Raw genomic sequence first — 25,026 nt, forward strand, 5'->3', positions numbered from 1 at the left:
ACGGCGTGGACGCGCTCACCGCGCTCGTCGCCGGCCTGGTGGCGAGCCTGCGCACGGCGCTGGCCGCCGAGTCCTGCCCCGGCGGATGGCCGTGGGCGGTCACGGTGCTGGGCATCGGCGTCGGGCTGCTGCCCACCGCCGGCGCGGTGCTGGTTGCGGTGCTGCGCAAGCGGATCGGATCCCGCTACGGGGCGGGCGAGTCGGTGCTCGTCGTCCTCGCCGGGCTGGTCGGCGCCGGGCTGCTTCCGCTCGCCGTGTTCACGGCCACCGGGCGGGTCTTCCGCGCCGTGGCCGCGGGGCGTGAGGTCGACGGGTTCACCTCGGCCCAGCTCGCCGACCTCGGCACCACCGTGTGCTTCACCCCGCAGTCGGCCTACCTGGGCGGCTACACCGTGGCGGCCGCGTTCAACCCGGCCGACCCGGTGCGGTTCGGCCTCGCGGTCGTCCTGCTCGTCGGGTTCCCGCTGGTTGCTGCGGTCTGTGTGGCGGTGCAGGCGCGGCTGGCGCTGCGGCGCGGGCCCAGCTGGCCGGCCAAGTTCTTCTGGGTGCCGCTGCTGGCGCTCACCGTGCTGACGGCGCGGACGCCCGCCGGGTCGACGGGCCACCTGTGGATCGGGGTCGCCGTCGGCGCGTTCCTGGGCATCGCCGTCGTGCTGACGGTCGGGGCGCCGCCGCGCGAGGTGGTGCGCCGTTCGCTGGCCACCCCCGCCCCGGTTCCCCGGCAGCCACCACGGGTGGAGTCGCTGCGCCCGCCGGTCGCGGCCGCCGCTCGTCCGCCCGGCGCGGGCGGTCTGCCGCAGGCGTCTCTCGCCGACCGGCTGGCGCGGCGGTTCGCGGCGCGGCAGCCCGAGCCGCCGGTGGTCGTGCCGACGTCCCGGCCGCCGGCTCAGCAGCAAGCCCCGAACCGCGCCCTGAGCCAGGCCCCTGGGCACGTGCCGCTGCCGCCCCGCGGCCCGTCGGGTCCGCCGCGCCCCACGCTCGTCGCCCCATCGCCGGGGGCGGGTGGGCGCCGCTTTCATCTGATCCGCAAGCTCGGCGCGGGCGGGTTCGGCGGGGTGTGGCTCGCTCACGACTCCCGCCTCGGGCACCCCGTCGCGCTGAAGGCCGCTCACGCACCCGACCCCGAGACCGAGGAGCGGATCCGGCGGGAGGCGCGCGCCCTCGTGGCCGTTCGCCACCCGCACTGCGTGCGCATCCACGACCTGCTGCCGGCCGCTGCCGACCCCGGCCTCCGCGACCTCGAGGGCCTCGTGATCGTGATGGAGTACGTCGAGGGCTCGCCCCTCGGCGACCTCGTGCGCGGCCGCGGCCCGCTCGACGACGTCACCGCGGCGCGGGTGTGGATCGGGCTCGCGGGCGCGCTCGATGCCGCACACGGGCGCGGCGTGTTGCACCGCGACGTCAAGCCGGCCAACGTCGTCGTCGACCAGGCCGGGCTGGCGCACCTCATCGACTTCGGGATCGCGCGCAAGACCGGCGACTCCACGCTCACGATGGCGGGGTTCGTGCTCGGAACCCCGGACTACCTCGCCCCCGAGGTCGCGTGTGGTGAGCGGGCCACCCCGGCGTCCGACTCGTGGCAGCTCGCCGCCACGATCTCCTACGCGCTCACCGGGCACCCGCCACGCGGCGTTCACGCCGACGCGGTGTCCGGGCTGCGCGCCGCGGCGTCCGGTGCCCCGCTCAGCCATCTCCCGCCCCGGTCGGCGCACCTGCCGCTGCTGCGTGCCGCGCTGGACACCGACCCGCGCCGCAGGCCGGCGCTGCGCGCGGTGCAGAGCACCCTCGACGAGTGGCTGCGCCGCACCGGGGGGCGGCCGGGCGGGCCGGTCGGCGCGAGCGCACCGGCCCGGTGACGGGGGCCCTCGAGGCGGCGGTCGGGCGGCACCGGACCAGGTCCCGCCGGGAACGCATCGTCGGTGTCGACGCGGCGCGGGCCGTGGCGCTCGTCGGGATGTTCGCCACGCACATCTTCCCGCTCCGCGAGGGCCGCGAGCCGACGCTCACCGGCATGATCGCGTCGGGGCGGGCGTCGGCGCTGTTCGCGGTGCTGGCCGGGGTCGGGGTGGCGCTCGCCACCGGGGGTATGCAGCGGCCGCGTGGCACGCGGGCCCACCTCGGTGCCGGAGCCGCCCTCGTCGTGCGCGGGGCGCTGGTCGCCGCGGTGGGCCTCACGCTCGTGGCGACGAGGGCCCCGGTGGCGATCATCCTGGCCTACTACGGGGTGCTGTTCGTGGTGGCCGCATTCCTGGTACGGGTCCCGCGCGGCCTGCTCGCGGCCGGCGCGGTGCTCGCGTGCGTCCTCACGCCGGTGGCGAGCCAGCTGCTGCGGGAGGGGATGCCGGAGGGGCCGGGCGCGCAGGTCGGGTGGCCTGCGCTGGCGGCGCCCGGCAACGCCGTGGTCACGCTCGTGCTCACCGGCTACTACCCGGTGCTGACGTGGACGACGTACCTGCTCGCCGGGATGGCGGTGGGCCGGCTCGACCTGCGCCGGCCCCAGGTGGCGACCGGCCTGCTCGTCGGCGGTGCCGCGCTGGCAGTGGCCGCGCACACCGCGTCGGCGCTGCTGCTGGGGCCGGGCAACGGGGTGTGGGTGCTCGGCGCCGCGGCGTCGGAGCGGCGTTACGGCACCACGCCCACCGGGACCTGGTGGTGGCTCGCGGTCGACACCCCGCACTCCGGCAGCACCCTCGACCTGGCCGCCACCACCGGCTCGGCCCTGGCCGTGCTCGGCACGATGCTGCTCCTGTCGCGATGGGCTCCCCGGGTGGTGCTGGTGCCCGCCGCGCTCGGCTCGGCGCCGCTCACCCTCTACACGCTCCACGTGGTGGCCCTCGCCTGGTACGCCGGGAGGGGTTCCGACGACCTCGTTCTCTGGCTCGGCCACGTGCTGGCCGCCACGCTGGTCGGGCTGGCCCTGCGGTTCGCCGGGGTCCGCGGGCCGCTGGAGGCGGTCCTGTCAGCAGCAGGCCGAGCGGTGCGCCGTCTCGTGACCGGCATCACACCGAAGGCTGTCGATTCGGATCCTCCTCGCCCGCCGGGCACATGACGGGCGCCGGTACGCGGCGCCCCGGACATGTGCGGAGGAGATGGCATGCGCACTCTGATGGTGGCGGCGTTCATTTCGTTGGACGGCGTAGTGCAGGCACCCGGCGGGCCCGACGAGGACCGCGACGGCGGGTTCGAACACGGCGGCTGGGCGGTGCCGCACATCGACGACGAGGTCCTCGCGCGGGCGATCGGTTCCACCGCCCGGGCCGACGCGCTACTGCTCGGTCGGCGGACCTACGAGGAGTTCGCCGCCACCTGGCCGCTCGCGTCGGCCGACGACCCGATCGGCTCGAAGTGGAACGCCGTGCCCAAGTACGTCGCGTCCCGGACCCTCACATCGGTGAGCTGGCAGAACTCCACGCTCCTCGACGGTGAGGCGGCGGACGCCGTCGCCGAGCTCAAGAAGTCCGACGGCGGTGAGATCCAGGTGCACGGCAGCGGGCAGCTCGTGCAGACGCTGCTCACGCACGACCTCGTCGACGAGCTGCACCTCGTCGTGATCCCGGTGCTCATCGGCTCGGGCAAGCGGCTGTTCGGGAGCGGGACGGTGCCGGCCCGCTTCGACCTGGTCGCCTCCGCGACCACCCGGTCGGGGGTCGTCGTCGGCCGGTACGCGCGAGCGGGCGCCATCACCTACGGTGCGCTTGGCCCCGAGACAGGGAACTGGTGAGGAGCATGCCCCAGTACGCGGTGCTCATCTACGAGAAGGAGCTGCCCGGCGGCGTGGCCGACATCCCGCCGGAGGTGATGGAGGCGAACATCGCGGCCGGCGACAAGATCGCCGCGCTGGGCGTGCGGATCGTCCACGAGTTAGCTCTGCAGCCGGCCGCGGCCACGCGGACGATCCGCAAGGACGGCCTCGTCACCGACGGGCCTTTCCTGGAGACCAAGGAGGTGCTCGCCGGGTTCTTCGTGGTGGAGGCCCCCGACCTCGACACGGCGCTCGCGGTCGGCAAGCTCCTCCCGATCATGGACGGGGCGGTCGAGGTGCGGCCGCTCCTGTGATCCCGGAGGTCGTCGGCCGCGCGGTCGCCGACGCGCACCGTCGCGAGTGGGCCGCCGTGCTCGCCGCGACGGTGCGCGTCACCCGCGACCTGGACCTGGCCGAGGAGTGCGTCCAGGACGCCTATGCCGCCGCGCTCGAGGCCTGGGTGGACGAAGTGCCGGCCCGTCCCGGCGCGTGGCTCACCACCGCCGCCCGGCACAACGCCCTGGACGCCGTCCGCCGGGCGCGGACCCAGCAGGCGAAGCTGCACCTGCTGGTCGAACCGCCCGCGCTCCCGGCCGTGGCCGACGACCGGTTGCGGCTGGTGTTCCTGTGCTGCCACCCGGCACTGGCGCTCGAGGCGCAGGTGGCGCTGACGCTCCGGCTGGTCTGCGGCGTGGCGACACCCGATGTCGCGCAGGCCTTCCTGGTGCCGGAGCCGACCATGGCGGCCCGGATCACCCGGGCCAAGAAGAAGATCGCGACGAGCCGCATCCCGTTCCGCATGCCGGCGCCGAACGCGCTGCCGGCGCGGCTCGACGCCGTCCTGACCGTCATCCACCTGCTCTTCACGACCGGGCACACCGCGCCGGCCGGGCCCGCACTCACCCGTGACGACCTCGCAGAACGCGCCCTCGACCTCGCCCGCATGCTGCGCGCCCTGCTGCCGCGGGAGCGGGAGGTGAGCGGGCTGCTCGCGCTGCTGCTGGCCAACCACGCGCGCCGGACGACCCGCACCGCCGCGGACGGCCGGCTGCTGCGCCTGGAGGAGCAGGACCGCACCGCGTGGGACTCCGCCGCCATCGCGGAAGCGGACGCGCTGGTCGTGCGCGCGTTGCGCGGCGGCGACCCCGGGCGGTTCGCGCTGCAGGCCGCGATCGCGACGCTGCACGCCATCGCCCCGGCCTACGACGAGACCGACTGGCCGCAGATCCTCGTGCTCTACGACGAGCTGCTGCGGCGTTGGCCGTCCCCGGTGGTGGCGCTGAACCGGGCCGTCGCGGTGGCGATGGTCCACGGGCCTGCCGCCGGGCTGGCCGAGCTCGAGGCCCTCGACGGCGATCCCCGGCTGAGCGGCTACCGCTACCTGCCGGCCGCGAAGGCGGACCTGCTGCGCCGGCTGGGGCGGGACGCCGAGGCGGCCGCGGCGTACGAGAGGGCGCTCGCGCTGACCCCGAACGAGAGCGAGCGCGACTTCCTCGCCGGCCGGCTTGCCGAATCTATTACGAGCTCGTATATTCCGAAATCGTGACTTCTGACTCGGCGTTGCTGGCGCTGCAGCGCGCCACCCACGCCACCTTGCAGGTACTGGCCGCCGAGCTGGCCGACCTCGCCCTCACGGCTTCCGAGATCAACGTGCTGGCGATCCTGGCCGACGGCCCCGGCCTCACCGTCTCCGAGATCTGCGACGCGGCCGGCTCCCGGCCGAGCACGATCACCAGCGTGCTCGACCGGCTCGAACGCCGAGGCCACATCAGCCGCGGCGTGCGCCCGGCCGACCGGCGGGTCGTGGTCATCGAGCTGACCTCGTCGGGCCGGCAGGCCGCCGACACGATCCGCCGGACGCTGGCCTCGGTGGAGGCCCGCGCGCTCGACGGCCTTCCCCCGGAAGCGATCGCCGGCTTCCGCACCGTCCTGCGGGCCCTCGCCGAGGTGTCGCCGTGACCGCCGGTGTGTTCGACGAGCTGATGGCCGAGGTCATGGCCTCCGCCGACGCCTTCGGGCACCGCCAGCACGTGCACCTGACCTGGCTCGCCGTGCGCCGCAGCGGGATGCCGGCGGCCGTCACCGTGGTCAGCGACGGGATCCGGCGCACCGCCCGCTACGCCGGAGCGCCGCAGAAGTACCACGTCACGGTCAGCAGGGCGTGGGTCGAGCTGGTGGCCCACCACACGGCCGAGGACCCGACCCCGGACTTCTCCGCGTTCACCGGCCGCAACCCCGAGCTGCTCGACAAGTGTCTGCTCACCCGCTTCTACCGCTCCACGACCCTGGCCGACGTCCGCGCCCGCACCGGCTGGGTCGAGCCCGACCTCGCTCCGTTCCCGTGGACCGTCCGGTCCGGCTCGTGACTCCGCGCTGATCGCCGCCCCACGTCGGGATCATTCGACGAGGAGTGCCCGGGCGCGCGCGACGGCACCGTTCACCAGCTGTGCCAGTGCCTCCGACGGGAGGCCCGGCGGCGCCGGGAACACCTGATCGGTGGCCCGAGCCGGCGCCGGGAGCGGTGCGGGCAGCCCGGGCGGGTCGGCCGCGTACGCCGCGGTGGCCGGCACCGGACGGTCGACGTCCCGCCCCGGGACGGGAGGCCCGGGAGCCGCAACGGGTTCGCGACCGAGGACGTCGAGCAGCTCGTCAGCGCCGCGTCCGCGCAACAGGAGCAGCACGAACGGGTCGTCGTCGAGCAGCCACGCCACCTGGTAGCAGAGACCCGCGGCGTGCTGGCACGGGTCGCCGATGTCGGGGCAGTCGCACTCGGACTCGAGGTCGCCGATCGTCGGCAGCAGCGCGACGTCGGCGGCGTCGGCGGAGCGCACCAGTGACCGCGGCACCTCGCGGTCCAGCAGCGCCGCGAGGTGGCCGGCCTCGGCTCGGACCTGGTCGAGGAACCGGTCCCACTCCGCGTCGGTGAGCTCGGCGAGGTGCACGACCACGTCGTAGCTGCCGTCCGGGTCCTCCACGGTGGCGGCGATCCGGCCGGGCGACACCGTGATCGGCCCGATCCGCCCGCTGCCGGCGAACCGCCGCCCGGCCCGCAGGAGCGTGGCGTGGAGGGCGGCGTCCTCCATCGCCGCGACGAACGCCCGTGCCCACCAGGACCGGCCGCGCCTGCCGGGGCGCGGTGGGAACGCGGGGAACCCCCGCGCCCGGGTCATGCGTCGCCTCGCAACGCGACGAGGTCGGCCAGCTCGGCGTCGGTCAGCTCGGTGAACGCCGCCTCCCCGCCTGCGAGCACGGAGTCGGCGAGCGCGCGTTTGGACTCGAGCAGGGCGGCGATGCGGTCCTCCACGGTGCCTTCGCTGATCAGCCGGTGCACCTGCACCGGGCGGGTCTGCCCGATCCGGTACGCCCGGTCGGTGGCCTGCTCCTCGACCGCGGGGTTCCACCAGCGGTCGAAGTGCACGACGTGGTCGGCGCGGGTGAGGTTGAGCCCGGTGCCAGCGGCGCGCAGCGACAGCAGGAACACCGCTGCCTCGCCCCGCTGGAACCGCTCGACCATCGCCTCGCGCTCCGGCACCGGGGTGCCCCCGTGCAGGAACTGGACGGGGGTGCCGCGCGCCCGCAGGTGCCACTCCAGGAGCCGCCCCATGGCGACGTACTGGGTGAACACGAGCGCGGCGCCGTCCTCGGCGAGGATCGTCTCGAGGAGCTCGTCGAGCAGCTCCAGCTTCCCGGACCGGCCGACGAGCACCGGGTCCGGCTCCTTCGCGTACAGCGCGGGGTGGTCGCAGATCTGCTTGAGCGCGGTGAGGAGCGCGAGGACGAGACCGCGCCGCGCCATGCCGTCGGCGCGGGCGATGCGATCCATCGTCTCGGCCACCACCGCCTCGTACAGCCCGGCCTGCTCGCGGGTGAGGCCGACGGGGCGGTCGGTCTCGGTCTTGCGCGGCAGCTCCGGTGCGATGCCGGGATCCGTCTTGCGCCGCCGCAGCAGGAACGGGGCGATCAGCCGCGCGAACCGCTCGGCGAGCGCCGGGTCGGCCCTCTCGGCGATCGGGTCGGCCCAACGCGCCCGGAACTCGGCGAGCGGGCCGAGCAGGCCCGGTGTGGTCCAGTCGAGGATCGACCACAGCTCCACCAGGTCGTTCTCCACCGGGGTGCCGGTGAGCGCCACCCGCGCCGCGGACGGGATGCGGCGCAGCGCGAGCGCCGTGCTCGACGCGGGGTTCTTCACGTGCTGCGCCTCGTCGGCGACCACCATGCCCCACCGGTGCGTGGCGAGGGTGTCCACGTCCAGGCGCATGGTGGCGTAGGTCGTCAGGACGAACCCGTCGTGCTCGGGCAGTTCGCGGCCGCTGCCGTGGTAGCGGTCCACCGCCACCTTCGGCGCGAACCGCGTGATCTCCCGTTCCCAGTTGCCGAGCAGCGACGCCGGGCACACCACCAGCGTGGGGCCTGCTCCCAGGGCGTTGCGGTGCAGGTGCAGCGCGATCACGGTGATCGTCTTGCCGAGGCCCATGTCGTCGGCGAGGCAGGCCCCGAGGCCGAGCGAGGTCATCCGGTCCAGCCAGCCGAGGCCGCGCAGCTGGTAGTCGCGCAGCGAGGCGGCGAGCCCGTCCGGCGGGTCGACGGGCTCGGGCGCGGCGCTGATGCGCTCCTTCAGCTCCTGCAGCCAGCCCGTCGTGACGACGGGGACCGGGGTGCCGCGGTCTTCCACCTGGCCGGTGAGGGCCGCCCCCAGCGCCGTGACGGGACCGACCGGGCCGAGCGTGCGGTGGGTGGCCCGGGCCCGCGTCGCCGGGTCGACGAGCACCCACTCGTCGCGCAGCCGCACCACCGGCCGGTGGCTCGCGGCCAGCTCGGCCATCTCCTGGTCCGTGAGCGGCTCGCCGCGCAGGGCGAGCTCCCAGTCCAGGTGCAGCGGGTCGCCGCCCGCCGTGAACGGAGTCGGGCCGCTCCCGCGCCCGGCGACGGCGCGCGCGGAGAGCTCCGGCCGCAGGTCCCGTGGCCAGTGGACCGCGATCCCCGCGGCGGCCAGCCGGGCGGCGGCGTCGCCGAGCAGGTCGGAGACGTCCCCGTCGTCGAGGTCGAGGACGTCGGGCACCGCCTGGCCGAGCAGCTGCTGCAACGGGTCCCAGAACCGTGCAGCGCGCCGCACGGCGAGCAACGCGTCGAGCCGCGCCCGGGGCCCGAAACCGACCGCCGCACCGCTCCACACGGCCGCGAGATCGGCCACGCGGGTCGGGTCGTCGAGTGCGTGCAGCTGGACGACGGCGCGGAACCGGGTGGCGTCCGGCTCCGCCTCCACGCGCAGCGACAGCCGCACCCCCGCGTCGACCCCCGCGGCGACCTCGTCCGCCCAGTCCCGCAGGTACGGGACGGCCTGCGGTTCCGGCGAGGCGTACACCGGAGTGCCCGCCGCCTCCACCGCATCGGGCGAGCGCGGCAGCACGTCGGCCACGGCGTCGAGGAACGCCCGGAGCAGCGGCGCGGCCGCCGGGAGGGCGGGCCGTTCCACCCCGGGCTCGGGGACCGCCCGGGCGGTGGGTGGCACGGCCGCGGCGAGGGCGTGGAGCCGGTCGGCGTCCTCGGCGTCGAGCGGGCCGACCCGCCAGGCGTCGAACCCGGCAGGCGAGACGCCGGGCAGCAGGCGGCCCCGCGCCACCAGGTGCACCGCGAACCGGGCCGCCGCCGCCCAGAAGAGCAGCGCGGGATCCCCTTCGCCGGCCCGGAGGAGCACCGGCAGCGCGTCGGCGACCGGCACCTGCCGCACCGGCACGTCGTGCACCTCGTCGCCGGGTGGTGGGACGAGGCGGGCGGTCCCGGGCGTGCCGAGGCCGGACAGGACGTCGCCGGTGAGCAGCAGCCGTCCGGCCCGCGGCGGGTCGGCGGGCACGAACACCACGCACCCGGGAGCGGGTTCCCGAGGCCGCGTCACCCGGCCACCGGGGGTGACGCGTGGCGGGCGACGTGCCGGGCGAGGTGCTCACCGGTGAACGAGCCGCCGGCCCGGACGAGCTCGCTCGGCGGGCCCTCGAAGACCACGGTGCCACCGTCGTCGCCGCCGTCCGGGCCGAGGTCGATCACCCAGTCGGCATGGGCGATCACGTCGAGGTTGTGCTCGACGACGATCACCGAGCTGCCCCCGTCGACGAGCCGGTCGAGCAGGGCGAGCAGGTGCCCGCAGTCGGACATGTGCAGACCCGTGGTGGGCTCGTCGAGGATGTAGACGTTCCCCTCCTCGTGCAGCCGCCCGGCCAGCTTGAGCCGCTGGCACTCGCCGCCCGAGAGCGTCGACAACGGCTGGCCGAGCGTCAGGTAGCCCAGCCCGACGTCGACCACGGCCTGCAGCCGGCGCCGGATGTCCCGCGCGCTGAAGAACTCGCACGCCTCGGCCGCGGTCATGTCCAGCGCGTCCGAGATCGACCTCCCGTCGACGGTGAGCGCGAGCACCTCCTCCGTGTAGCGGCGGCCGTGGCACTCGGTGCAGGTGGAGCGCACGCCGTCGAGGAAGGCCAGGTCGGTGTAGACCACGCCGAGACCGTTGCACGTGGGGCAGGCGCCTTCGGAGTTGAAGCTGAACAGCGCCGGCTTCACCCCCGTCGCCTTCGCGTACAGCTTGCGGATCTGGTCCATCACCCCGGTCCAGGTGGCGGGCGTGGAACGGATGGAGGTGGCCACCGCGCTCTGATCCACGACGATCGCGCCCGGGTGCTGGGGCACCAGCACCTCCCGCACCAGGGTGCTCTTGCCGGAGCCCGCGACGCCGGTGAGCGCCACGAGGACGCCGAGCGGGACGTCGAGGTCGAAGCCGCGCAGGTTGTTGGCCTTCGCGTTCGTCAGGTGCAGGTGCCCGGTCGGGGTGCGCGGCTGCTCCCGCAGCGTGATCGGCCGGTGCAGGAACTCGCCGGTGAGGGTGCCCGAGTTCGCGAGACCGGCCACGTCGCCCTCGTACACGATCCGCCCGCCGTCGCTGCCCGCGCGCGGGCCGAGCTCCACGACGTGGTCGGCCGCGGTGATCACGTCGGTGTCGTGCTCGACCACCAGCACCGTGTTGCCCTTGTCGCGCAGCCGGTGCAGCAGGGCGTTCATCCGCCCCACGTCACGCGGGTGCAGCCCGATCGTCGGCTCGTCGAACACGTACATGACGTCCACCAGCGACGACCCGAGATGGCGCACCATCTTGATCCGCTGCGACTCCCCGCCCGACAGCGTGGAGGTCTCGCGGTCGAGCGTGAGGTAGCCCAGCCCCATGTCGATCAATGCGCCGACCCGCTCGGTGGCCTCGTCGACGATCGGCGCGACGTCCCGGTCCGAGAGCGTCGGCAGCAGCGCGTGCAGCGCGTGCAGGTTCATCCCCGTGACCTCGGGCAAGGTGCGCCCGCCGACGGTGGCCGTGCGCGCCGCCTCGTTGAGCCGGGCGCCGCCGCAGTCGGGGCAGCGCACCGACGTGGTGAACCGGGCGACGGTCTCCCGCTTGCGCTCCGAGCTGCCGGAGTCGGCGTCGGCCTGGATGTAGAGCCGGTTGAACTTCGCCTCCACACCCTCGAGGTCCATGTTGACGGCCTTGCGGCCGGGCCCCTTCAGCGCCACCTTCTCGTCGGAGCCCCACAGCAACAGCCGCCACTCGGCGTCGCCGTACTCGCGCAGCGGCTTGTCGTTGTCGAACTTCCCGGACTGGGCGTAGATGTGCCAGTACCAGGAGTCGACGGCGAAGTCGCGGTGCCGGATCGCGCCCTCGTTCAGCGACTTGTCTATGTCGAAGAACGAGGCGTGGTCGAGCTGCACCTTGCGCCCGATGCCCCTGCACCCCGGGCACATGCCCTGCGGCTCGTTGAACGAGAACGCGTAGCCGTACCCAACGTGCGGGCTGCTGCAGCGCGACCACAGCAGCCGCAACAGGGGGTTGATGTCGGTGACCGTGCCCAGGGTGGAGCGGGCGCCACCGCCGAGGCGCTTCTGGTCCACGACGATCGCGGTCGACAGGCCCTCGATCAGGTCGGCGTCGGGTTGGCCGAGCTTCGGCAGGAAGCCGCGCACGAACGCCGAGAACGTCTCGTTGAGCTGCCGCTGCGCCTCCGCCGCGATCGTGTCGAACACCAGCGACGACTTGCCGGACCCGGACACCCCTACGAATGCGGTGATCCGGCGCTTCGGAACCCGGACCGACACGTCGCGCAGGTTGTTCTCGCGGGCCCCGGTGACGCTGATGAACTCGGGTATGAACTCCATGCATTCCTCCCTACGCGGGGCAGCGGACGGTTCCTGACCGGTTTCGGTCACGCGGTCTCGACGCGGAACACCCCGCACCGGCCGGCCACCTTCTCGAACGCCTCCGGTGTCACAGCCTCCACCACACCGGCGTCCGCCATGATCTTCGCTCCGTCGGCGAGGCGCACCGGCCAGAGCCGCAGCACCGGGAGCGCGTCGTGGCGGTCCAGCTCGACGAGCCGCACCTCCTCGCGCCGCTTGCCGGTGCTCAGCGTGGCGCGACCGCCGGCCGCCCGGACGTTGCGGGCCCAGTCGGCGCCGGGGAAGCCTTCCAGGAGGTAGCGCTGCCCCTCGTGCTCCAGCACCGAGAGCGGCGTGCTGCGCGGCTTGCCGCTCTTTCGGCCGGGCACGGTGAGCACCGGGAGCTCCCTCATGCCGAGGCCGAGGCGCTGCAGCGCGAGGAAGACTTTGTTCATCGGCTTCAGCCAGCGGGGCGGGGTGGGGTTCTGGGTGGTCAACGGCTCATCTCCCGGTAGCGGTGGACGGAGAGCGGCCCGAAGACCGCGATGATCACGAGTGGCCAGGCGAGGGCCATGAGGACGGGGTGCTGGGCGGCCCAGGTGTCGCTGCTCCAGCCGGGGTTGCCGAACAGCTCCCGGCTGGCGGCCGCGGTGGCGGTCAGCGGGTTCCACTCGGCGATCGTCGAGACGACGGCGGGCATGGCGGCCGGTGCGAAGAAGACCCCGGACAGGAACGCCACCGGGAACTCCAGCGCCTGGACCGCCGTGACCGCCCCGGTGCCGCGGGCGATCAGTCCCAGGTAGACGCCCACCCAGAGCAGCGCGAAGCGCAACAGCAGGAGCAGCCCGACCGCGGCGGCGACGGACAGCGGGCCGGTGCTCCACCGCCAGCCGATCGCCAGCCCGGCGAGCACGAGCGCGGCCAGCCCGATCGCCGAGATCGCGAGATCGGCGGCGGCCCTCCCGACGAGCACCGCCGAGTGCGACATCGGCATGGACCGGAACCGGTCGGTGATGCCCCGCTGCGCGTCGGTGACGACCGCGATCATCGTGCTGCCGATCCCGGACAACATCGTCATCGTCAACATGCCGGGGAGCAGCAGCTGCCGGTAGTCGTCGCCCGGTACGACCAGCATGCCGCCCATCAGGTAGACGAAGATCAGCAGGATGAGGATCGGGAACCCGATCGTCATCACGAACTGCTCGGGCTGGCGGCGCAGGTGGGCCAGGTAGCGACGGGTCAGCGTGCCGGCGTCGGTGAGCGCCCAGCGCAGCCGCGACCCGGGCGCGGGGAGAACGGTCACGCCGCCACCCCCGCCGACGTCAGGTGCAGGAACACCTCGTCGAGGGTGGGGCGGCGCACGGTGAGGTCCTCCGCGTCGATCCCTTCCCGCTGCAGCCCCTGCACGACCGCGGTGAGCGCCTCCATGCGGTCGCTCACCGGAGCCGCCACCCGGCGCGTCGCCTGCTCGACGTCGGGTGCGGTCCCGGCGACCCGTTCCAGGAGCGCGGCGGCGCACGCGAGGTCGCCCGCGTGCCGGACCACGAGGTCGATCCGGTCGCCGCCGATCCGCGACCGCAGCTCGTCCGGTGTGCCCTCGGCGACCACCCGGCCACCGCCGCCCTTGGGTGCGGCGAGGACCGAGATCCGGTCGGCGAGCTGATCGGCCTCGTCCAGGTACTGCGTGGTGAGCAGGACGGTCGTGCCCGCGGCGACGAGCCCGCGCACCGCCTCCCACACCTCGGCGCGACCGCGCGGGTCGAGCCCGGTGGTGGGCTCGTCGAGGAAGAGCACCGCGGGCGCGAGGATCATGCTCACGGCCAGGTCGAGCCGGCGCCGCATGCCGCCGGAGTACTTCCCGACCGGCCGCGCACCGGTGTCGGCGAGGTCGAACCGCGTGAGCAGCTCGTCGGCTCGCCGCTGCGCGTCCGAGCGGGACAGGTGGAAGAGCCTGCCGAACATCACCAGGTTGCGGCGGCCGTCCAGGATCTCGTCGACAGCGGCGTACTGGCCGACCAGCCCGATCCGCCTGCGGACGTCCGCGGCCCGCGTCGCGACGTCGAAACCGTCGATCTCGGCATGCCCGCCGTCGGCGCGCAGCAGTGTGGTGAGGATCCGGACGGCGGTGGTCTTGCCCGCCCCGTTCGGGCCGAGCAGCCCGTGCACCGTGCCCGGTGGCACGGACAGGTCGAACCCGTCGAGCGCGGGCTCGCCGGATCCCGGGTAGCGCTTGCGGAGCGCCTCCGCGCTCACCGCGGCAACCATGTTCCTCCCGTTACTCAAGTTTGAACCCTCGGCCGTGCAGGATGCCGCACGAGGAGGGGGGTATGCAAACTTGAATCGCCAGGAACCGGGCGGGCGTTACTCGTCCCGCGGTGGATACGGCGGGAACTTCAGCGCGTGCCACCCGCCGGGCTTGCCCGGGGAGCGGGGCTCACCGGCCATCGGGTACGCGCCGCCCTCGAGCCGCTCGATGACGCCCCGCGTCCATTCGGCGCTGGTCGCCGCGCTGTGCTCCCACATGCCGAACAGCTCCCGCACGTGCGGCGGGTCGACCAGCGCGTCGACCTGTGCGCGCGCCTTGTCACGTGCGGCTTCCAACGCCCCGAGACGCTCCCGTAGCAGGGCGATCGCCTCCTCGCGGGGCAGCGAGGGCAACATCGCGAGCGCCGCGCCCAACGCGTCGGGACGTGGCTGCGGGCGGCGCAGCGCGTCGCGCAGCAGCTTCATGAACTCGGTCTCACCGCGCTCGGTGAGCTCGTACTCGGTGCGCCCGGGGATGTCGTTGTGATCGAGGAGGAAGCCGCCCTCGGTGAGCGAGCGCAAGGCGTGGTAGATCGAGCCCCACTTCACGTTCGCCCACTCGTCGGCGCCCCACGACAGCAGGTCGTTGCCGATCCGGTAGCCGTGGGCGCGCCCGTACCCGCGGACGATCCCCAGTACGAGCAAGCGCGTCGCCGACATCGGTGCAGAGACTAGGCCACCCGATCGGTTGTACCGCGGAACTCGGCCCCCGACTGCGCGTCTGACCAGGTGGAGCGGCGCAGTCGGCTGCGTACTGCTGCGCCGGCCAGGGGAGCGTCGCGGAAGATCGGGGAAGTCACATGAGCTGGACCAGGACGGCGGCGGCGGGGGTCGTCGCGGGAGTGCTGATGGGCGTGACGGCCTGCGCAGGCCTCCCACCGGCGACACCGCAGGCACCTGTCTCGCCGCCCGCATCGGGCAGTGCCGCAACCACGGCGACGGCGCCGACCGCCGGAACCCGCGCCATCACGCCGACCGAGGAGGCGGACGGGGGCGGGCTGTCCCGCTGCACCACCCGCGAGCTGTCCGTGGCGCTCGGAGAGGGCGATGCCGCGGCCGGCTCGGTGTACCGCCCGCTGATCTTCAGCAACACCGGGTCGCGCACCTGCGAGCTGCGCGGCTTCCCCGGCGTCTCCTACGTCGCGGGCGACGACGGCCACCAGGTCGGCCCGGCCGCTGCGATGTCGGGGGAGCGGGGCGCCCAGGTGCCGATCGCGCCGGGCGCCACGGCGCGCGCCCAGCTGCAGCTCGTCAACGTTCAGAACTACGACCCCGCCGCCTGCCACCCCGTGCCCGTTCGCGGCCTGCGCGTCTACCCGCCCGGGGACACCGCGGCCCTGTTCGTCCCCACGGAGGGCACCGGCTGCAGCGCCACCCCGCCGGGGAACCAGCTGTCCGTCCAGACGATCACGCCCTGAAGGCGGACTGCCGGGCCAGCTCACCGAAGAACGCGATCGTGCGTTCCTGCTCCGCGGGCGGACCGACCGGGCAGAGCTGAAGCTCCGTCACGCCGGCGTCCGCGAAGCGCCGCACCGCCTTCTCCAGCTCCGCCTCGTTCCCGGCCAGGACGGTGTCCTCCGGGCCGGCCATGCCCGCCTGGTCGAGGGTGCGGCGGTAGCTCGGCAGATCGCCCGCCATGCCGAAGTTCTGCGCGACGTGTGTGCGCGCCGCGTCCGGGTCGTCGGTGAGGGTCGCGATCACGCCGACGACGACCTGCGGGTCCGGCCGCCCCGCCGCAGCCGCCCGCACCGCAGGCACCACGTTCTCGGCGACGCTGCGCGGATCGGTCCAGGTGGTGATCACCCCGTCGGCCCGCTCCCCGGCCAGCCGCAGCAACCGCGGTCCGTGGGCGGAGATCAGCAGCGGCGGGGCGGACGCACCGGGCGCGGTCAGCGTGCCGGCCGCCGTGACCGTCTCACCGTGCACCTCGACGGCCTCGCCCCGCAGCGCCGGGAGCAGGACGTCCAACTGCTCCTCGACGTGCAGGCCGGGCCGGTGCCAGCGGTGACCGAACCGGCCCTCGACGATGGGCTGGTGGCTCGGCCCGATCCCGAGCGTGAACCGGCCCTGCACCGCGGCTTGGACGGTGAGCGCCTCTGCGGCGAGCGTGAGCGGGTGGCGCGACCAGGTCACGACGATCGCCGTCCCCAGCCCGATCCGCGCCGCGCGGTCGCCGATGGCGGCGATCGCCGTCATCGGGTCCCAGCCGACCCGCTGCCCGAACCACGCGCGGGCGAAGCCCCTGCGTTCCGCGTCCACCACCGCCTCGACCACGGCCGGCAGCGGCCTCTCTTCGTCGATCCACATCCCGATCTGCATGCCACCAGTCCAGCCATGGCCCGCTCGCCGATCAACGAGCAATCGCCCCGCGCAGCGATAAGGACGGGTGATGGATCGAGTGGTAGAGAGAGGGGGTGGAGGTTCGCCAGCTGCGCTACTTCGTGGCCGTCGCCGAGGAGCTGCACTTCGGGCGGGCCGCCGAGCGGCTGCACGTCGCGCAGCCCGCGGTGAGCCAGCAGGTCGGCCGGCTGGAACGGGAGCTGGGCGTGCGGCTGCTGGCGCGCACGTCCCGCCGCGTCGCGCTCACCGGCGACGGCAGGCGGCTGCTCGACGAGGCCCGCGCCGCCTTGTCGGCGGTCGACCGGGTACGAGCGGTGGCGGCCGACCTCGTCGCCGGCCGCGCGGCGGTGCTGCGGGTCGGCACCACCCCCGGCGTCGGGCCGCGCCTGTCCCGGGCCGCCGCGAAGCTGCGGGCGGAGGCCCCCGACCTCACGCTCACCCTCGTGGACGGCACGCTCGCCGCGCACGTCGCGGCGCTGCGCGCAGGCGAGCTGGACATCGCGCTCGTGCGCGGGACGGTGGCCGCCCGGGACCTGCAGGCGATCCAGGTGTGGCGCGATCCGCTGCAGGTGATGCTCCCCGCCGCGCATCCCGCGGCCGCTGCTCCCACCCTGCCGGTGACCGCGCTCGCCGACCTCACGCTGCGCATGCCCGACCGCGACAGCGACCCCGCGCTGCACGACGCCTTGCGCGCCGCCTGCCGCGGCGCCGGCATCGCCCCCAGCACCGGCCGGTCGGTGCGGTCCCTCGAGGATGCCGCCGTCGAGATCGGCATGAGCAGCCACGACGCCACGGTGGTCTGCGGCTGCGGCGGCGAGCCGATCCCGGGCGTCTCGGTGCGGCCCCTCGCGCCGCCGGTGGAGGTGCCCGGGATGCTGCTCACGCCCTCGAGCACGACGCAGACCTGCTTGGACGGCCTCGTCGCGGCCCTCGCATGACCCCGATACGGTGACGCGGTGGTGATCACGCGGGACCTGCGGCTGCCGGACGGACGGGACCTGCGGATCCACGACACCGGCGACGGCGACACCGCGCTCGTCTGGCACCACGGCACCCCTCAGACCGGCGCGCTGTACGAGCCGCTGCTCGGGCTGGCCCGGCAACGCGGGATGCGGCTGGTGTCCTACGCCCGGCCCGGCTACGGCGGTTCCACACCCCGGCCGGGCCGCACGGTGGGCTCGGCCGCCGCCGACCTGGCGCAGGTGGCCGACGTGCTCTGCCTCGACTCGTTCGCCGTGATGGGCTCGTCCAGCGGCGGCTCGCACGCACTCGCCTGTGCGGCACTGCTGCCCGGCCGCGTGACCGGCGTGGTGTGCTTCGCCGCGATCGCCCCGTTCACCGGCGACGACAGCTGGTTCGACGGCATGGCGGACGACAGCGCCCTCCGCGCCGCCCTCGCCGGGCGGGAGGCGCGCATGCGCCACGCCGAGCAGAGCGAGTTCGACCCCGCGGTGTTCACCACGGCCGACTTCGAGGCGCTGTCGGGCACCTGGGCGGCGATGGGCGTGGACGCCGGCGCCGCAGACCGCGCGGGGCCCGACGGCCAGGTGGACGACGACATCGCGCTCGTCACCCCCTGGGCCGCGGACCTCGCCCTGATGGACGCACACGTCCTGCTCGTGCAGGGCGAGCAGGACCGGATCGCACCGCGGACCCACGCCGAGCAGCTGGCCCGCACCCTTCCCCAGTCGGAGCTGTGGTTCCGGCCGGACGACGGGCACATCTCCGTGCTCGACGCGTGCCCCCAGGCCATGGACTGGCTGCTGGAGGTGACCCGGTGACGGTCAGCCCGGGATCGGCCGGCCCTCCCGGTCGAGCCGCAGCGGCATGTCCCACATCGGGAACAGGGTGTCGACGTCGAGGAACGCCGTGTAGCCGACGATGCGGTCGTCCTTGATGTCGAGGACCTGCAGCGCCCAGGCGTAGTAGCCGTCGCCGTCGGGGTTGGGCCGCCACTGCGCGAAGGCGGCCATCCCGTTGGCCGTGAGCGGCTGCAGCTTCGAGCCCCGGCACGGCGCCCCCGGCCCGATCCACCACTTCTGGATCTCCTCGACGCCCTGCAGCCAGATGTCGTACGGCGGCATGTTGAGGATGGCGTCCTCGTGCAGGAGGTGCACCAGCGCCCCGACGTCGTATCGCTCGAACGCCTCGGCGTAGCGGGTGAGCAGCTCCTGGTGGTCGGCGTCGAGCTCGCCCGCGCCGTCGCCCTTCGGCCCCGGCTGCGCGAGCTCCTGCTCCGCGAGGGTGGCGCGAGCGCGCTGCAGCGCGCTGTTGACCGACGCGACCGTGGTGCCGAGGAGCTCGGCCACCTCGGACGCCTTCCACTGCAGCACCTCGCGCAGGATCAGCACCGCCCGCTGCCGGGCGGGCAGGTGCTGCAGCGCCGCCACGAACGCGAGGCGCACCGACTCCTTCGCCACGGCCAGCTCGGCTGGGTCGGACGCGGGCGGCAGCACCCGCGCGTCGGGGATCGGCTCCAGCCAGGCGATCTCGGGTTTCTGCGCGGGCGCGGGGCCGTCGGTGGAGGCGGCCGGGCCGAAGTCCATCGGTGTGGCTCGGCGCTGGCGGCTGTCGAGCATCGTCAGGCAGACGTTCGTGGCGATCTTGTACAGCCACGAGCGCACCGAGGAACGGCCCTCGAACTTCTCGTACGAGCGCCACGCTCGCACCATCGTGTCCTGTACCGCGTCCTCGGCGTCGGCCGACGAGCCGAGCATGCGGTAGCAGTAGGCGGTGAGCTCCACCCGGTGCTGCTCCCATGTGCCGGACGGGGCATCAGCGGTGACGGTCATCGGTTCCCCCTTCTCGCGCGACGAAGCCTAGAGCGGGTGGCCGACAAAACCGAGCGAGGACCGGAATCCGGCGAGATGCGTCCGGTCAGACGGTCCCACGGCGGACGTGGCGGTCCCGGCCTGCGAGCACCCCCGCCGTGCCCTGGACGACGAGCAGCGCGAGCAGCAGCAGGATCGGGACGGTCCACCCCCCGGTCAGGTCGCGCAGCGCGCCCACCGCGAACGGGCCCGCCGCCGCGAGGACGTATCCGGCGCTCTGCGCCATCCCGGACAGCTGCGCCGCGTGGGCCGCGTCCGGGGCGCGCAGTGCGACGAGGGTGAGTGCGAGGCCGAGCGCGGCGCTCTGGGCGAAGCCGAGCAGGACCACGGCCACCAGCTCGACGCCGACCGGCGCGAGCAATCCGAGCAACCCGACCGCGGCCACGGCCGTGATGCCGAGGGCGGCGGCGCGCTGACGCGGTCCGCGGGTGGCGATCATCGGGGCGATCAAGGCGCCTGCGATGCCGGCCACCGTGGAGAGCGAGAGCAACCACCCCGCCACCACGGGGTCGTAGCCGCGGTCCACGAGCAGCGCGGGCAGCCAGGCAGCGATCGCGAAGAAGCCGAGCGACTGCAGGCCCATGTAGACGGTGACCTGCCAGGCCAGCGCGTCGCGCCAGAGCCCGCCGACCCGCAGCCTGCCCATCCGGGCGGGGCGTCCGGCCCGGCGGACGTGCGGCAGCCAGCACAGCAGCGCGAGCAGGGCGAACAGCGCCCACGCGGCGAGCGCGCCGTGCCACCCGAGCCCGGTGGCGTGCGCCAGCGGCACGGTGACGCCCGCCGCGAGGGCACCGCCGCCCGCGATCGCCATCGTGTAGAGGCCGGTCATCATGCCGGTCCGGTGGGCGAAGTCGCGCTTGATCAGGCTGGGGAGCAGCACGTTGCCGATCGCGATCGCCGAGCCGAGCAGCACCGTGCCGGCGAAGAGCGCCGCGAGCGAACCGCTCGAGCGCACCAGGAAGCCGACGATCAGGAACGCCAGCGCCGCCAGCAACGCTCGTTCGATGCCGAGCCGCCGCGCCAGCGGCGGCGCCACCGGGGCGACGAGGCCGAAGCAGAGCACCGGCAGGGCCGTGAGGACCCCCGCCGCGGTGGCCGAGAGCCGCTCGTCGGCCTGTATCTGGGACAGCAGCGGCGCCACGCCGACCACCGCAGGCCGCAGGTTCGCCGCGACCAGCACGATCGCCAGGCCGACCCACCAGGCGGGCGCCACTCCGGCCCGCGCAGGCGGGGCAGCCGCGTTCACGCTCACGGCCTGCGCTCCACGATCGCGCGGGCCGCGTCGAGGTAGCGGTCGGCGGCCGCTCGCGCCGCGTCCGGGTCACCTGCGGCGATCGCTGCTGCGAGCTCCTCGTGCCCGGGGAAGCCCGCGGGGTCGTCGTCGTGCTCGTCGATCTCGCTGACGGTGCGCTGCACGGCCTCGCTGAGGCCGGCGTACAGGTCGATGAGCACCGGGTTGCCGGTGGCCGCGATCACCGCCCGGTGGAAGGCCACGTCGGCCGCGACGAACGCGGCCCGGTCCGGCTGGTCGCACGCGGCGCGCCGGGCCTCGACCGCGGCCCGGATCGCCGCGACGTCGGCATCGGTCCGGTGCAACGCGGCGGCGACGGCGGCGTCCCGCTCCAGGCTGGTGCGCACGGCGAGCACGTGCGCCACGGTGGTGCGCCGGGCCCTTCGCATCAGGGCGGCGCCGAGATCGCTGGTGGCGCGCACGTACGTGCCGTCGCCTCGGCGCGGCTCGAGGACACCGGCGTGCTCGAGGGCCCGCACCGCCTCGCGCACGGTGTTGCGCCCCACGCCCAGCGCGGCCACCAGCTCCGGCTCCGGCGGGATCTTCGCCCCGACCGGCCACTCGCCGGCCGCGATGAGCGCCTCGAACTGCGCCACGACCTCGTCGCACAAGCGGCCTGGCCGCACCGCTGTCAGTCCCATCGAAACAACCTAACATCCCATGTTTGGTCGCCGCGTAGCGTCGCCGCCGTGGCCGTCATCCATCAGGCGCAGATCACCCCGACCAAGGCCGAGCTGATCGCGGGCTGGGTCCCGTCCCGGGTCTGGTCGGGCGGCACCACAGCGCCTCCCGCCCCGCTGGGTGCGTACCGGTTCGACGACCCGGCGGGGGAGGTGGGCATGGAGACCCACCTCGTCCGGACGGCGGAGGGCGTCGTCCTACAGGTCCCGCTCACCTACCGGGGCGCTCCGCTCGCCGGCGCCGAACGCCACCTCGTCGGCACGATGGAGCACACCCACCTCGGGCGCCGGTGGGTGTACGACGGCTGCGGCGACCCGGTCTACGTAGCGGCGCTGGCCGCGGTGATCCGCACCGGCGGCCGGGAGGCCGAGGAATGGGTCGAGTCCGACAGCGGCCCCGTTCGCCGCGAGGCGACGGTCGAGGTGACCGGATCCGGCGCTCCCGGCGCAGCCGTGCCCGCACCCGAGGCCGTCGAACCGCTCGACGGCCCCACGACCACCGCCGTCGGCGGGCTCACCGTTCTGCGGGTCATCGGACAGGGCCTCGACCCGGAGGGTGCCCAGACGCTGACCGGCACCTGGTCCGGACAGGACCGGCCGGCGCTCCTGGCGTTCCTCACCCCCTGAGGCGGCTCAGGCGCGGATCGCCCGGCGGATCGCCTCCAGGTCGGCGCGCAGGTGGCGCACGCGCTCGGCGCCGAGGATCTCGCCGACCTCGTGCTCGAGCTCGGGGACGAGCCCCTGGGCGATGTCGATCACGTCGTGTCCGCGCTCGGTCGGCACGACGAGCTTCGCGCGCCGGTCGGTCGGGTCGGGCACGCGCCGCACGTACCCGTGGGTCTCGAGGTGCTTCACGAGCTCCGCCATCGCCTGCTTGGTCATCTGCGCCCGCTCGGCGAGCAGGCTCACGGTCGTACCCGTGTCGTCGAGGTACTGGAAGACCGCGCCGTGCGCGGGTCGCACCTCGGTGTGCCCGTGTTCGGCGAGCCGGGTGAGGACGCGGTCGTTGAGCGCCACGAACGCCTCGCGCATGAGGACCGCGAGGTTCGCCGGCCGCTCGTGCCCGCCCAGTCTGGGCAGACGCCTTGACATAGACAGGCCTCCTGTCCACCATCTTCGAATATGGACATGCTACCTGTCGACTCTGTCGACCCCGAGTGCATCCGGACCGGCCTGGACGAGATCACCGTCCTCGCCACGAGCGCCCAGACCGGCGGCGCCCTGTTCGCCGTGCAGGTCCGGATGCCCCCAGGTGGAGGCCCTCCGGTGCTGCACCGCCACGACCCGGGCGAGGTCTACCTGGTGCAGGAGGGTGAGTTCACCTTCTACGTGGGGGAAGCCGTCGATCCCGACCGCCGGCGCTTCACCGCCCGGGCAGGAGATGCCGTCCCGCTCGCCGGCCGCACGCCGCACACCATTCGCAACGAGTCGGCCGAGGACGCCGTCGCCGTCGTCGTGCACGCGCCCGGTGGCCCGATGGAGGGGTTCGTGCGTGCGGTCGCCGCACTAGGTGCCGATCCGGGGCTGGACGAGGTCCTGGTCGCGGCCGAACAGAACGGGATCGAGCTGCTCGGGCCCATCCCGTAGACCCGGACGGGAACGGGTCACCAGCGGCGCGTCCACACCTCACCGTTGCTCGCGAACCCGGAGCGCCCGAGGATCCGCGCGGCGGGCGAGCCGGACGGAGCCTGCGCGCTGATCGCGTCGTAACCGACCGAGCGCGCGTGCCGCACGCACTCCGCGACCAGCCGTGAACCGATCCCGGCACCCCGTGCCGCCGGTTCCACGCGCAGGAGTGTCAAGCGGGCCGTGCCCGGGTCGCTGTCGTCGGCGAGGCACAGCGCACTGCCGACGGGCTCGCCGTCGACGTCGGCGATCCACGCCGCCTCCCGCGGGTCGGCCCGGCAGGCGAACCCGGCCACGACGCGGGCCGCCTCGCTCTCCTCCGCACCGTGCCGGGAGATGATCCACCCGAGCTCGCCGGGCCCGGGGCCGCGCAGCACGACGGTGCGGGGGAGCGGCCGGTCGCCGAGCGTGCGGCGGATGCAGTCCATCGCGGCCACGAGCTGCCCTCGTCCGTCCTCGTCGAGCGGTTCCAGGAGCCGTTCCGTGGCGCGGACCTGCTCGTCGTCGATGCGCCCGTACGCCGCCCGGCCCTGGGCGGTGAGCCGCACGACCTGGCGCCGCCCGTCGTCCTGCGCCGCCTCGCGCACCAGGAGCCCGTCGGCGCTGAACCGGCGGAGGATCCGGCTGAGGTAGCCGGCGTCGATCCCCAGCACACCGCGCAGCTCCGAGACCCCCATCTCGTCGCGGTGCGCCAGCTCGAACAGCACGCGCGCCTCGGTGAGCGAGTACGGCGTGCCGAGGACGCCGGCCTCGAGCACGCCGATCACCCGCGTGTAGAAGCGGTTGAACTCGCGGACCCGGGCCACGACCGGTGCCGGCTCGGACATCTCGTCCCTCCGAAAACAGCTTGACAGAGGCCACCAACCCGTTGACGCTGTCAAACATTACCGGAAGGGGGCGACGTCATGTGGCGCGTCTACTGCACCGACTGCGGCGAGGCCGTGCTCCTCGACTGCTCGCAGCTCACGAGCGTGGTCAACCTCGAACCCGGGGTGATCGCCGTGGAGATGCGCTGCACCCGGGGACACCCCATCCCCGTGCTCACCGGCCACACGATCGGGGAGCAGGCGTGGACGCAGCGCTCCTGATCGTCGGGCTCGCCCTCGTGCTGACGGCGCTCGCGCCGGTCGCGCCGCGGGACGCCCCACGCACCGGGCTGCGGACGCGCATCGCCCGGCAGCTGCACCTCTGGGACCGCTATCTGCTGAACCCGCCCGACAGCGAGCCCTGGCGCACCTGAGCGCGTCAGGCTAGCCTGACGTCATGTCCCGAGACGCCTGGCGCGAGGCCCGCGCCGCGTGGGAGCGCCTCGCCGTTCCGCCCACCTCGGGGGAGGGGGCGCTCGACGCGCTGTCCGACATCGGCGTCGTCCGCAGATCGCTGGACCAGGCCGAGCTCGAGGCCGTCCGGGCCGCACGCCGCAACCGCAAGTCGTGGGCCGAGATCGCCACGCGCCTCGGCGTCTCGCGGCAGTCGGCATGGGAGCGCTGGAAGGACCTGGACGAGGAGCCGGCCCCGGCGCCACCGGTGCGCACGCGCGTGACGGTCCCGAACGTCGTGGGCATGTCATGGCCGCTCGCGCAGCACCGGCTGATCGAGGAGCACCTGCACCCGGTCATCGCCGATCCGGCGCCGATGCCGTTCCTCGGGCCCGAGGCTGCCGACTTCCACGTGGTCGAGCAGAAGCCCGTCGCGGGGGAACGGGTCGCCTCGCACTCCGAGGTCACCGTCTGGCTCTACCGCGGCCCCGGCTCCGCGGGCGACCGGGCCCCGTTGGAGCCTCGGCCCGACCCGCGAGCCCGTCGTGGGGCCGTCGACGAGGAGACGGGCGAGAGCGTCCGCTAGGTCATAACTGTCATAACGTCGATTATCGGCTCAACAAGGCCGGGGTCGCACCTGGTGTGAGAACTCCCGACTGACCAGGACGCTGCTCAACTGGCTCCACAGCCGCGGCATCGCCATCGAGCACCTCGAGCAGGCCACCTCGGCACCTGACAGGCCGAAGGCCCGACCACCCGCGAGATC

28 protein-coding genes are annotated in these 25,026 nt (G+C 74.3%); 15 read left to right on the forward strand and 13 right to left on the reverse strand.

The genetic code is table 11. The features are described from left to right. Positions 1 to 5 precede the first annotated feature (5 nt). From FB388_RS14235 to FB388_RS14265, 7 genes are read left to right on the forward strand one after another with little or no spacing between them, the layout of a single operon-like run. Positions 6 to 1,856: a serine/threonine-protein kinase gene (locus FB388_RS14235; RefSeq protein WP_246121914.1), complete on the forward strand. Its 1,851-nt coding sequence runs from the start codon at positions 6 to 8 to the stop codon at positions 1,854 to 1,856. Next, entirely contained in the window at positions 1,793 to 3,049 is a 1,257-nt protein-coding gene (locus FB388_RS14240) for a heparan-alpha-glucosaminide N-acetyltransferase domain-containing protein (protein WP_142101125.1), read from the forward strand. The genes FB388_RS14235 and FB388_RS14240 overlap by 64 nt, the downstream gene beginning before the upstream one ends. Positions 3,050 to 3,094: 45 nt before the next feature. After that, complete coding sequence (locus tag FB388_RS14245) at positions 3,095 to 3,721, forward strand: dihydrofolate reductase family protein (RefSeq protein WP_142101128.1); 627 nt, start codon at positions 3,095 to 3,097, stop codon at positions 3,719 to 3,721. Positions 3,722 to 3,726: 5 nt separating this feature from the next. Further along, positions 3,727 to 4,056, forward strand: coding sequence for a YciI family protein (locus FB388_RS14250; RefSeq protein ID WP_142101130.1), 330 nt, complete (start codon positions 3,727 to 3,729; stop codon positions 4,054 to 4,056). Next, complete coding sequence (locus tag FB388_RS14255; protein ID WP_246121915.1) at positions 4,053 to 5,288, forward strand: RNA polymerase sigma factor; 1,236 nt, start codon at positions 4,053 to 4,055, stop codon at positions 5,286 to 5,288. Before FB388_RS14250 ends, FB388_RS14255 begins: the two co-directional genes overlap by 4 nt. Beyond that, the gene (locus FB388_RS14260; RefSeq protein ID WP_211361911.1) at positions 5,285 to 5,701 is read left to right on the forward strand and encodes a MarR family winged helix-turn-helix transcriptional regulator; all 417 of its coding nucleotides are present in this window, start codon (positions 5,285 to 5,287) and stop codon (positions 5,699 to 5,701) included. Before FB388_RS14255 ends, FB388_RS14260 begins: the two co-directional genes overlap by 4 nt. Beyond that, the gene (locus tag FB388_RS14265; protein ID WP_211361912.1) at positions 5,698 to 6,108 is read left to right on the forward strand and encodes a hypothetical protein; all 411 of its coding nucleotides are present in this window, start codon (positions 5,698 to 5,700) and stop codon (positions 6,106 to 6,108) included. Before FB388_RS14260 ends, FB388_RS14265 begins: the two co-directional genes overlap by 4 nt. 30 nt (positions 6,109 to 6,138) lie before the next feature. Here FB388_RS14265 and FB388_RS14270 read toward each other — a convergent pair whose 3' ends face one another. The 7 genes from FB388_RS14270 to FB388_RS14300 all read right to left on the reverse strand — a co-directional run bounded on the left by FB388_RS14270 (position 6,139) and on the right by FB388_RS14300 (position 14,893). After that, entirely contained in the window at positions 6,139 to 6,912 is a 774-nt protein-coding gene (locus FB388_RS14270; RefSeq protein WP_142101133.1) for an SWIM zinc finger family protein, read from the reverse strand. Continuing rightward, positions 6,909 to 9,635: a DEAD/DEAH box helicase gene (locus FB388_RS14275; RefSeq protein WP_246121916.1), complete on the reverse strand. Its 2,727-nt coding sequence runs from the start codon at positions 9,633 to 9,635 to the stop codon at positions 6,909 to 6,911. Before FB388_RS14275 ends, FB388_RS14270 begins: the two co-directional genes overlap by 4 nt. Next, on the reverse strand, positions 9,632 to 11,929 hold the full coding sequence (locus FB388_RS14280) for an ATP-binding cassette domain-containing protein (protein WP_211361913.1): 2,298 nt from the start codon (positions 11,927 to 11,929) through the stop codon (positions 9,632 to 9,634). The genes FB388_RS14275 and FB388_RS14280 overlap by 4 nt, the downstream gene beginning before the upstream one ends. A 47-nt stretch (positions 11,930 to 11,976) precedes the next feature. Next, positions 11,977 to 12,426, reverse strand: coding sequence for a nitroreductase/quinone reductase family protein (locus FB388_RS14285; RefSeq protein WP_246121918.1), 450 nt, complete (start codon positions 12,424 to 12,426; stop codon positions 11,977 to 11,979). After that, complete coding sequence (locus FB388_RS14290) at positions 12,423 to 13,232, reverse strand: ABC transporter permease (protein ID WP_142101135.1); 810 nt, start codon at positions 13,230 to 13,232, stop codon at positions 12,423 to 12,425. The genes FB388_RS14285 and FB388_RS14290 overlap by 4 nt, the downstream gene beginning before the upstream one ends. Then, the gene (locus FB388_RS14295) at positions 13,229 to 14,194 is read right to left on the reverse strand and encodes an ATP-binding cassette domain-containing protein (protein WP_142101138.1); all 966 of its coding nucleotides are present in this window, start codon (positions 14,192 to 14,194) and stop codon (positions 13,229 to 13,231) included. The genes FB388_RS14290 and FB388_RS14295 overlap by 4 nt, the downstream gene beginning before the upstream one ends. Positions 14,195 to 14,290: 96 nt before the next feature. Then, positions 14,291 to 14,893 carry a PadR family transcriptional regulator gene (locus FB388_RS14300; protein WP_142101140.1) on the reverse strand — a complete coding sequence of 201 codons (603 nt, stop codon included), beginning with the start codon at positions 14,891 to 14,893 and terminating at the stop codon, positions 14,291 to 14,293. 140 nt (positions 14,894 to 15,033) lie between these two features. On the opposite strand from FB388_RS14300, the gene FB388_RS14305 reads away from it, so the two are divergent. Beyond that, the gene (locus FB388_RS14305; RefSeq protein WP_246121920.1) at positions 15,034 to 15,651 is read left to right on the forward strand and encodes a DUF4232 domain-containing protein; all 618 of its coding nucleotides are present in this window, start codon (positions 15,034 to 15,036) and stop codon (positions 15,649 to 15,651) included. Here FB388_RS14305 and FB388_RS14310 read toward each other — a convergent pair. After that, the gene (locus tag FB388_RS14310) at positions 15,641 to 16,552 is read right to left on the reverse strand and encodes a TIGR03564 family F420-dependent LLM class oxidoreductase (protein ID WP_142101142.1); all 912 of its coding nucleotides are present in this window, start codon (positions 16,550 to 16,552) and stop codon (positions 15,641 to 15,643) included. The two genes, FB388_RS14305 and FB388_RS14310, sit on opposite strands and share 11 nt — an antisense overlap. Positions 16,553 to 16,647: 95 nt before the next feature. On the opposite strand from FB388_RS14310, the gene FB388_RS14315 reads away from it, so the two are divergent. Together FB388_RS14315 and FB388_RS14320 are read left to right on the forward strand one after the other, a co-directional pair. Next, positions 16,648 to 17,511, forward strand: coding sequence for a LysR family transcriptional regulator (locus FB388_RS14315; RefSeq protein ID WP_142101145.1), 864 nt, complete (start codon positions 16,648 to 16,650; stop codon positions 17,509 to 17,511). Positions 17,512 to 17,529: 18 nt separating this feature from the next. After that, positions 17,530 to 18,354, forward strand: coding sequence for an alpha/beta fold hydrolase (locus FB388_RS14320; RefSeq protein ID WP_142101147.1), 825 nt, complete (start codon positions 17,530 to 17,532; stop codon positions 18,352 to 18,354). A 3-nt stretch (positions 18,355 to 18,357) separates the two neighbouring features. On the opposite strand, the gene FB388_RS14325 is transcribed toward FB388_RS14320, so the two are convergent. From FB388_RS14325 to FB388_RS14335, 3 genes are all read right to left on the reverse strand, one after another. Next, the gene (locus tag FB388_RS14325; protein WP_142101149.1) at positions 18,358 to 19,365 is read right to left on the reverse strand and encodes a sigma-70 family RNA polymerase sigma factor; all 1,008 of its coding nucleotides are present in this window, start codon (positions 19,363 to 19,365) and stop codon (positions 18,358 to 18,360) included. An 85-nt stretch (positions 19,366 to 19,450) separates the two neighbouring features. Beyond that, positions 19,451 to 20,656, reverse strand: coding sequence for a CynX/NimT family MFS transporter (locus FB388_RS14330; protein ID WP_142101151.1), 1,206 nt, complete (start codon positions 20,654 to 20,656; stop codon positions 19,451 to 19,453). Further along, positions 20,653 to 21,336, reverse strand: coding sequence for a FadR/GntR family transcriptional regulator (locus tag FB388_RS14335; protein ID WP_142101153.1), 684 nt, complete (start codon positions 21,334 to 21,336; stop codon positions 20,653 to 20,655). The genes FB388_RS14330 and FB388_RS14335 overlap by 4 nt, the downstream gene beginning before the upstream one ends. 48 nt (positions 21,337 to 21,384) lie before the next feature. Here FB388_RS14335 and FB388_RS14340 point away from each other — a divergent pair, with 48 nt between their 5' ends. Then, on the forward strand, positions 21,385 to 22,002 hold the full coding sequence (locus FB388_RS14340; protein ID WP_142101155.1) for a CG0192-related protein: 618 nt from the start codon (positions 21,385 to 21,387) through the stop codon (positions 22,000 to 22,002). Positions 22,003 to 22,008: 6 nt separating this feature from the next. Here the strand turns inward: FB388_RS14340 and FB388_RS14345 are convergent, their stop codons facing one another. Further along, complete coding sequence (locus tag FB388_RS14345; protein WP_142101157.1) at positions 22,009 to 22,467, reverse strand: MarR family winged helix-turn-helix transcriptional regulator; 459 nt, start codon at positions 22,465 to 22,467, stop codon at positions 22,009 to 22,011. A 30-nt stretch (positions 22,468 to 22,497) separates the two neighbouring features. On the opposite strand from FB388_RS14345, the gene FB388_RS14350 reads away from it, so the two are divergent. Beyond that, positions 22,498 to 22,962: a cupin domain-containing protein gene (locus FB388_RS14350; protein WP_211361914.1), complete on the forward strand. Its 465-nt coding sequence runs from the start codon at positions 22,498 to 22,500 to the stop codon at positions 22,960 to 22,962. 17 nt (positions 22,963 to 22,979) lie between these two features. Here the strand turns inward: FB388_RS14350 and FB388_RS14355 are convergent, their stop codons facing one another. Further along, complete coding sequence (locus tag FB388_RS14355) at positions 22,980 to 23,828, reverse strand: bifunctional helix-turn-helix transcriptional regulator/GNAT family N-acetyltransferase (protein ID WP_142101160.1); 849 nt, start codon at positions 23,826 to 23,828, stop codon at positions 22,980 to 22,982. A gap of 78 nt (positions 23,829 to 23,906) precedes the next feature. Between FB388_RS14355 and FB388_RS14360 the strand changes: the two genes are divergently transcribed. From FB388_RS14360 to FB388_RS14365, 3 genes are read left to right on the forward strand one after another with little or no spacing between them, the layout of a single operon-like run. Further along, positions 23,907 to 24,089 (forward strand): hypothetical protein, encoded by a 183-nt coding sequence (locus FB388_RS14360; RefSeq protein WP_142101162.1) that lies wholly within the window; start codon positions 23,907 to 23,909, stop codon positions 24,087 to 24,089. Next, positions 24,071 to 24,241, forward strand: a complete 171-nt coding sequence (locus tag FB388_RS39405) for a hypothetical protein (protein ID WP_170225606.1) — start codon at positions 24,071 to 24,073, stop codon at positions 24,239 to 24,241. Before FB388_RS14360 ends, FB388_RS39405 begins: the two co-directional genes overlap by 19 nt. 23 nt (positions 24,242 to 24,264) lie before the next feature. Next, positions 24,265 to 24,846: a PASTA domain-containing protein gene (locus FB388_RS14365; protein WP_142101165.1), complete on the forward strand. Its 582-nt coding sequence runs from the start codon at positions 24,265 to 24,267 to the stop codon at positions 24,844 to 24,846. Positions 24,847 to 25,026 lie beyond the last annotated feature (180 nt).

Origin of the sequence: Pseudonocardia cypriaca (assembly GCF_006717045.1) — a bacterium.
In the GTDB taxonomy this organism is placed as follows: Bacteria; Actinomycetota; Actinomycetes; order Mycobacteriales; family Pseudonocardiaceae; genus Pseudonocardia; species Pseudonocardia cypriaca.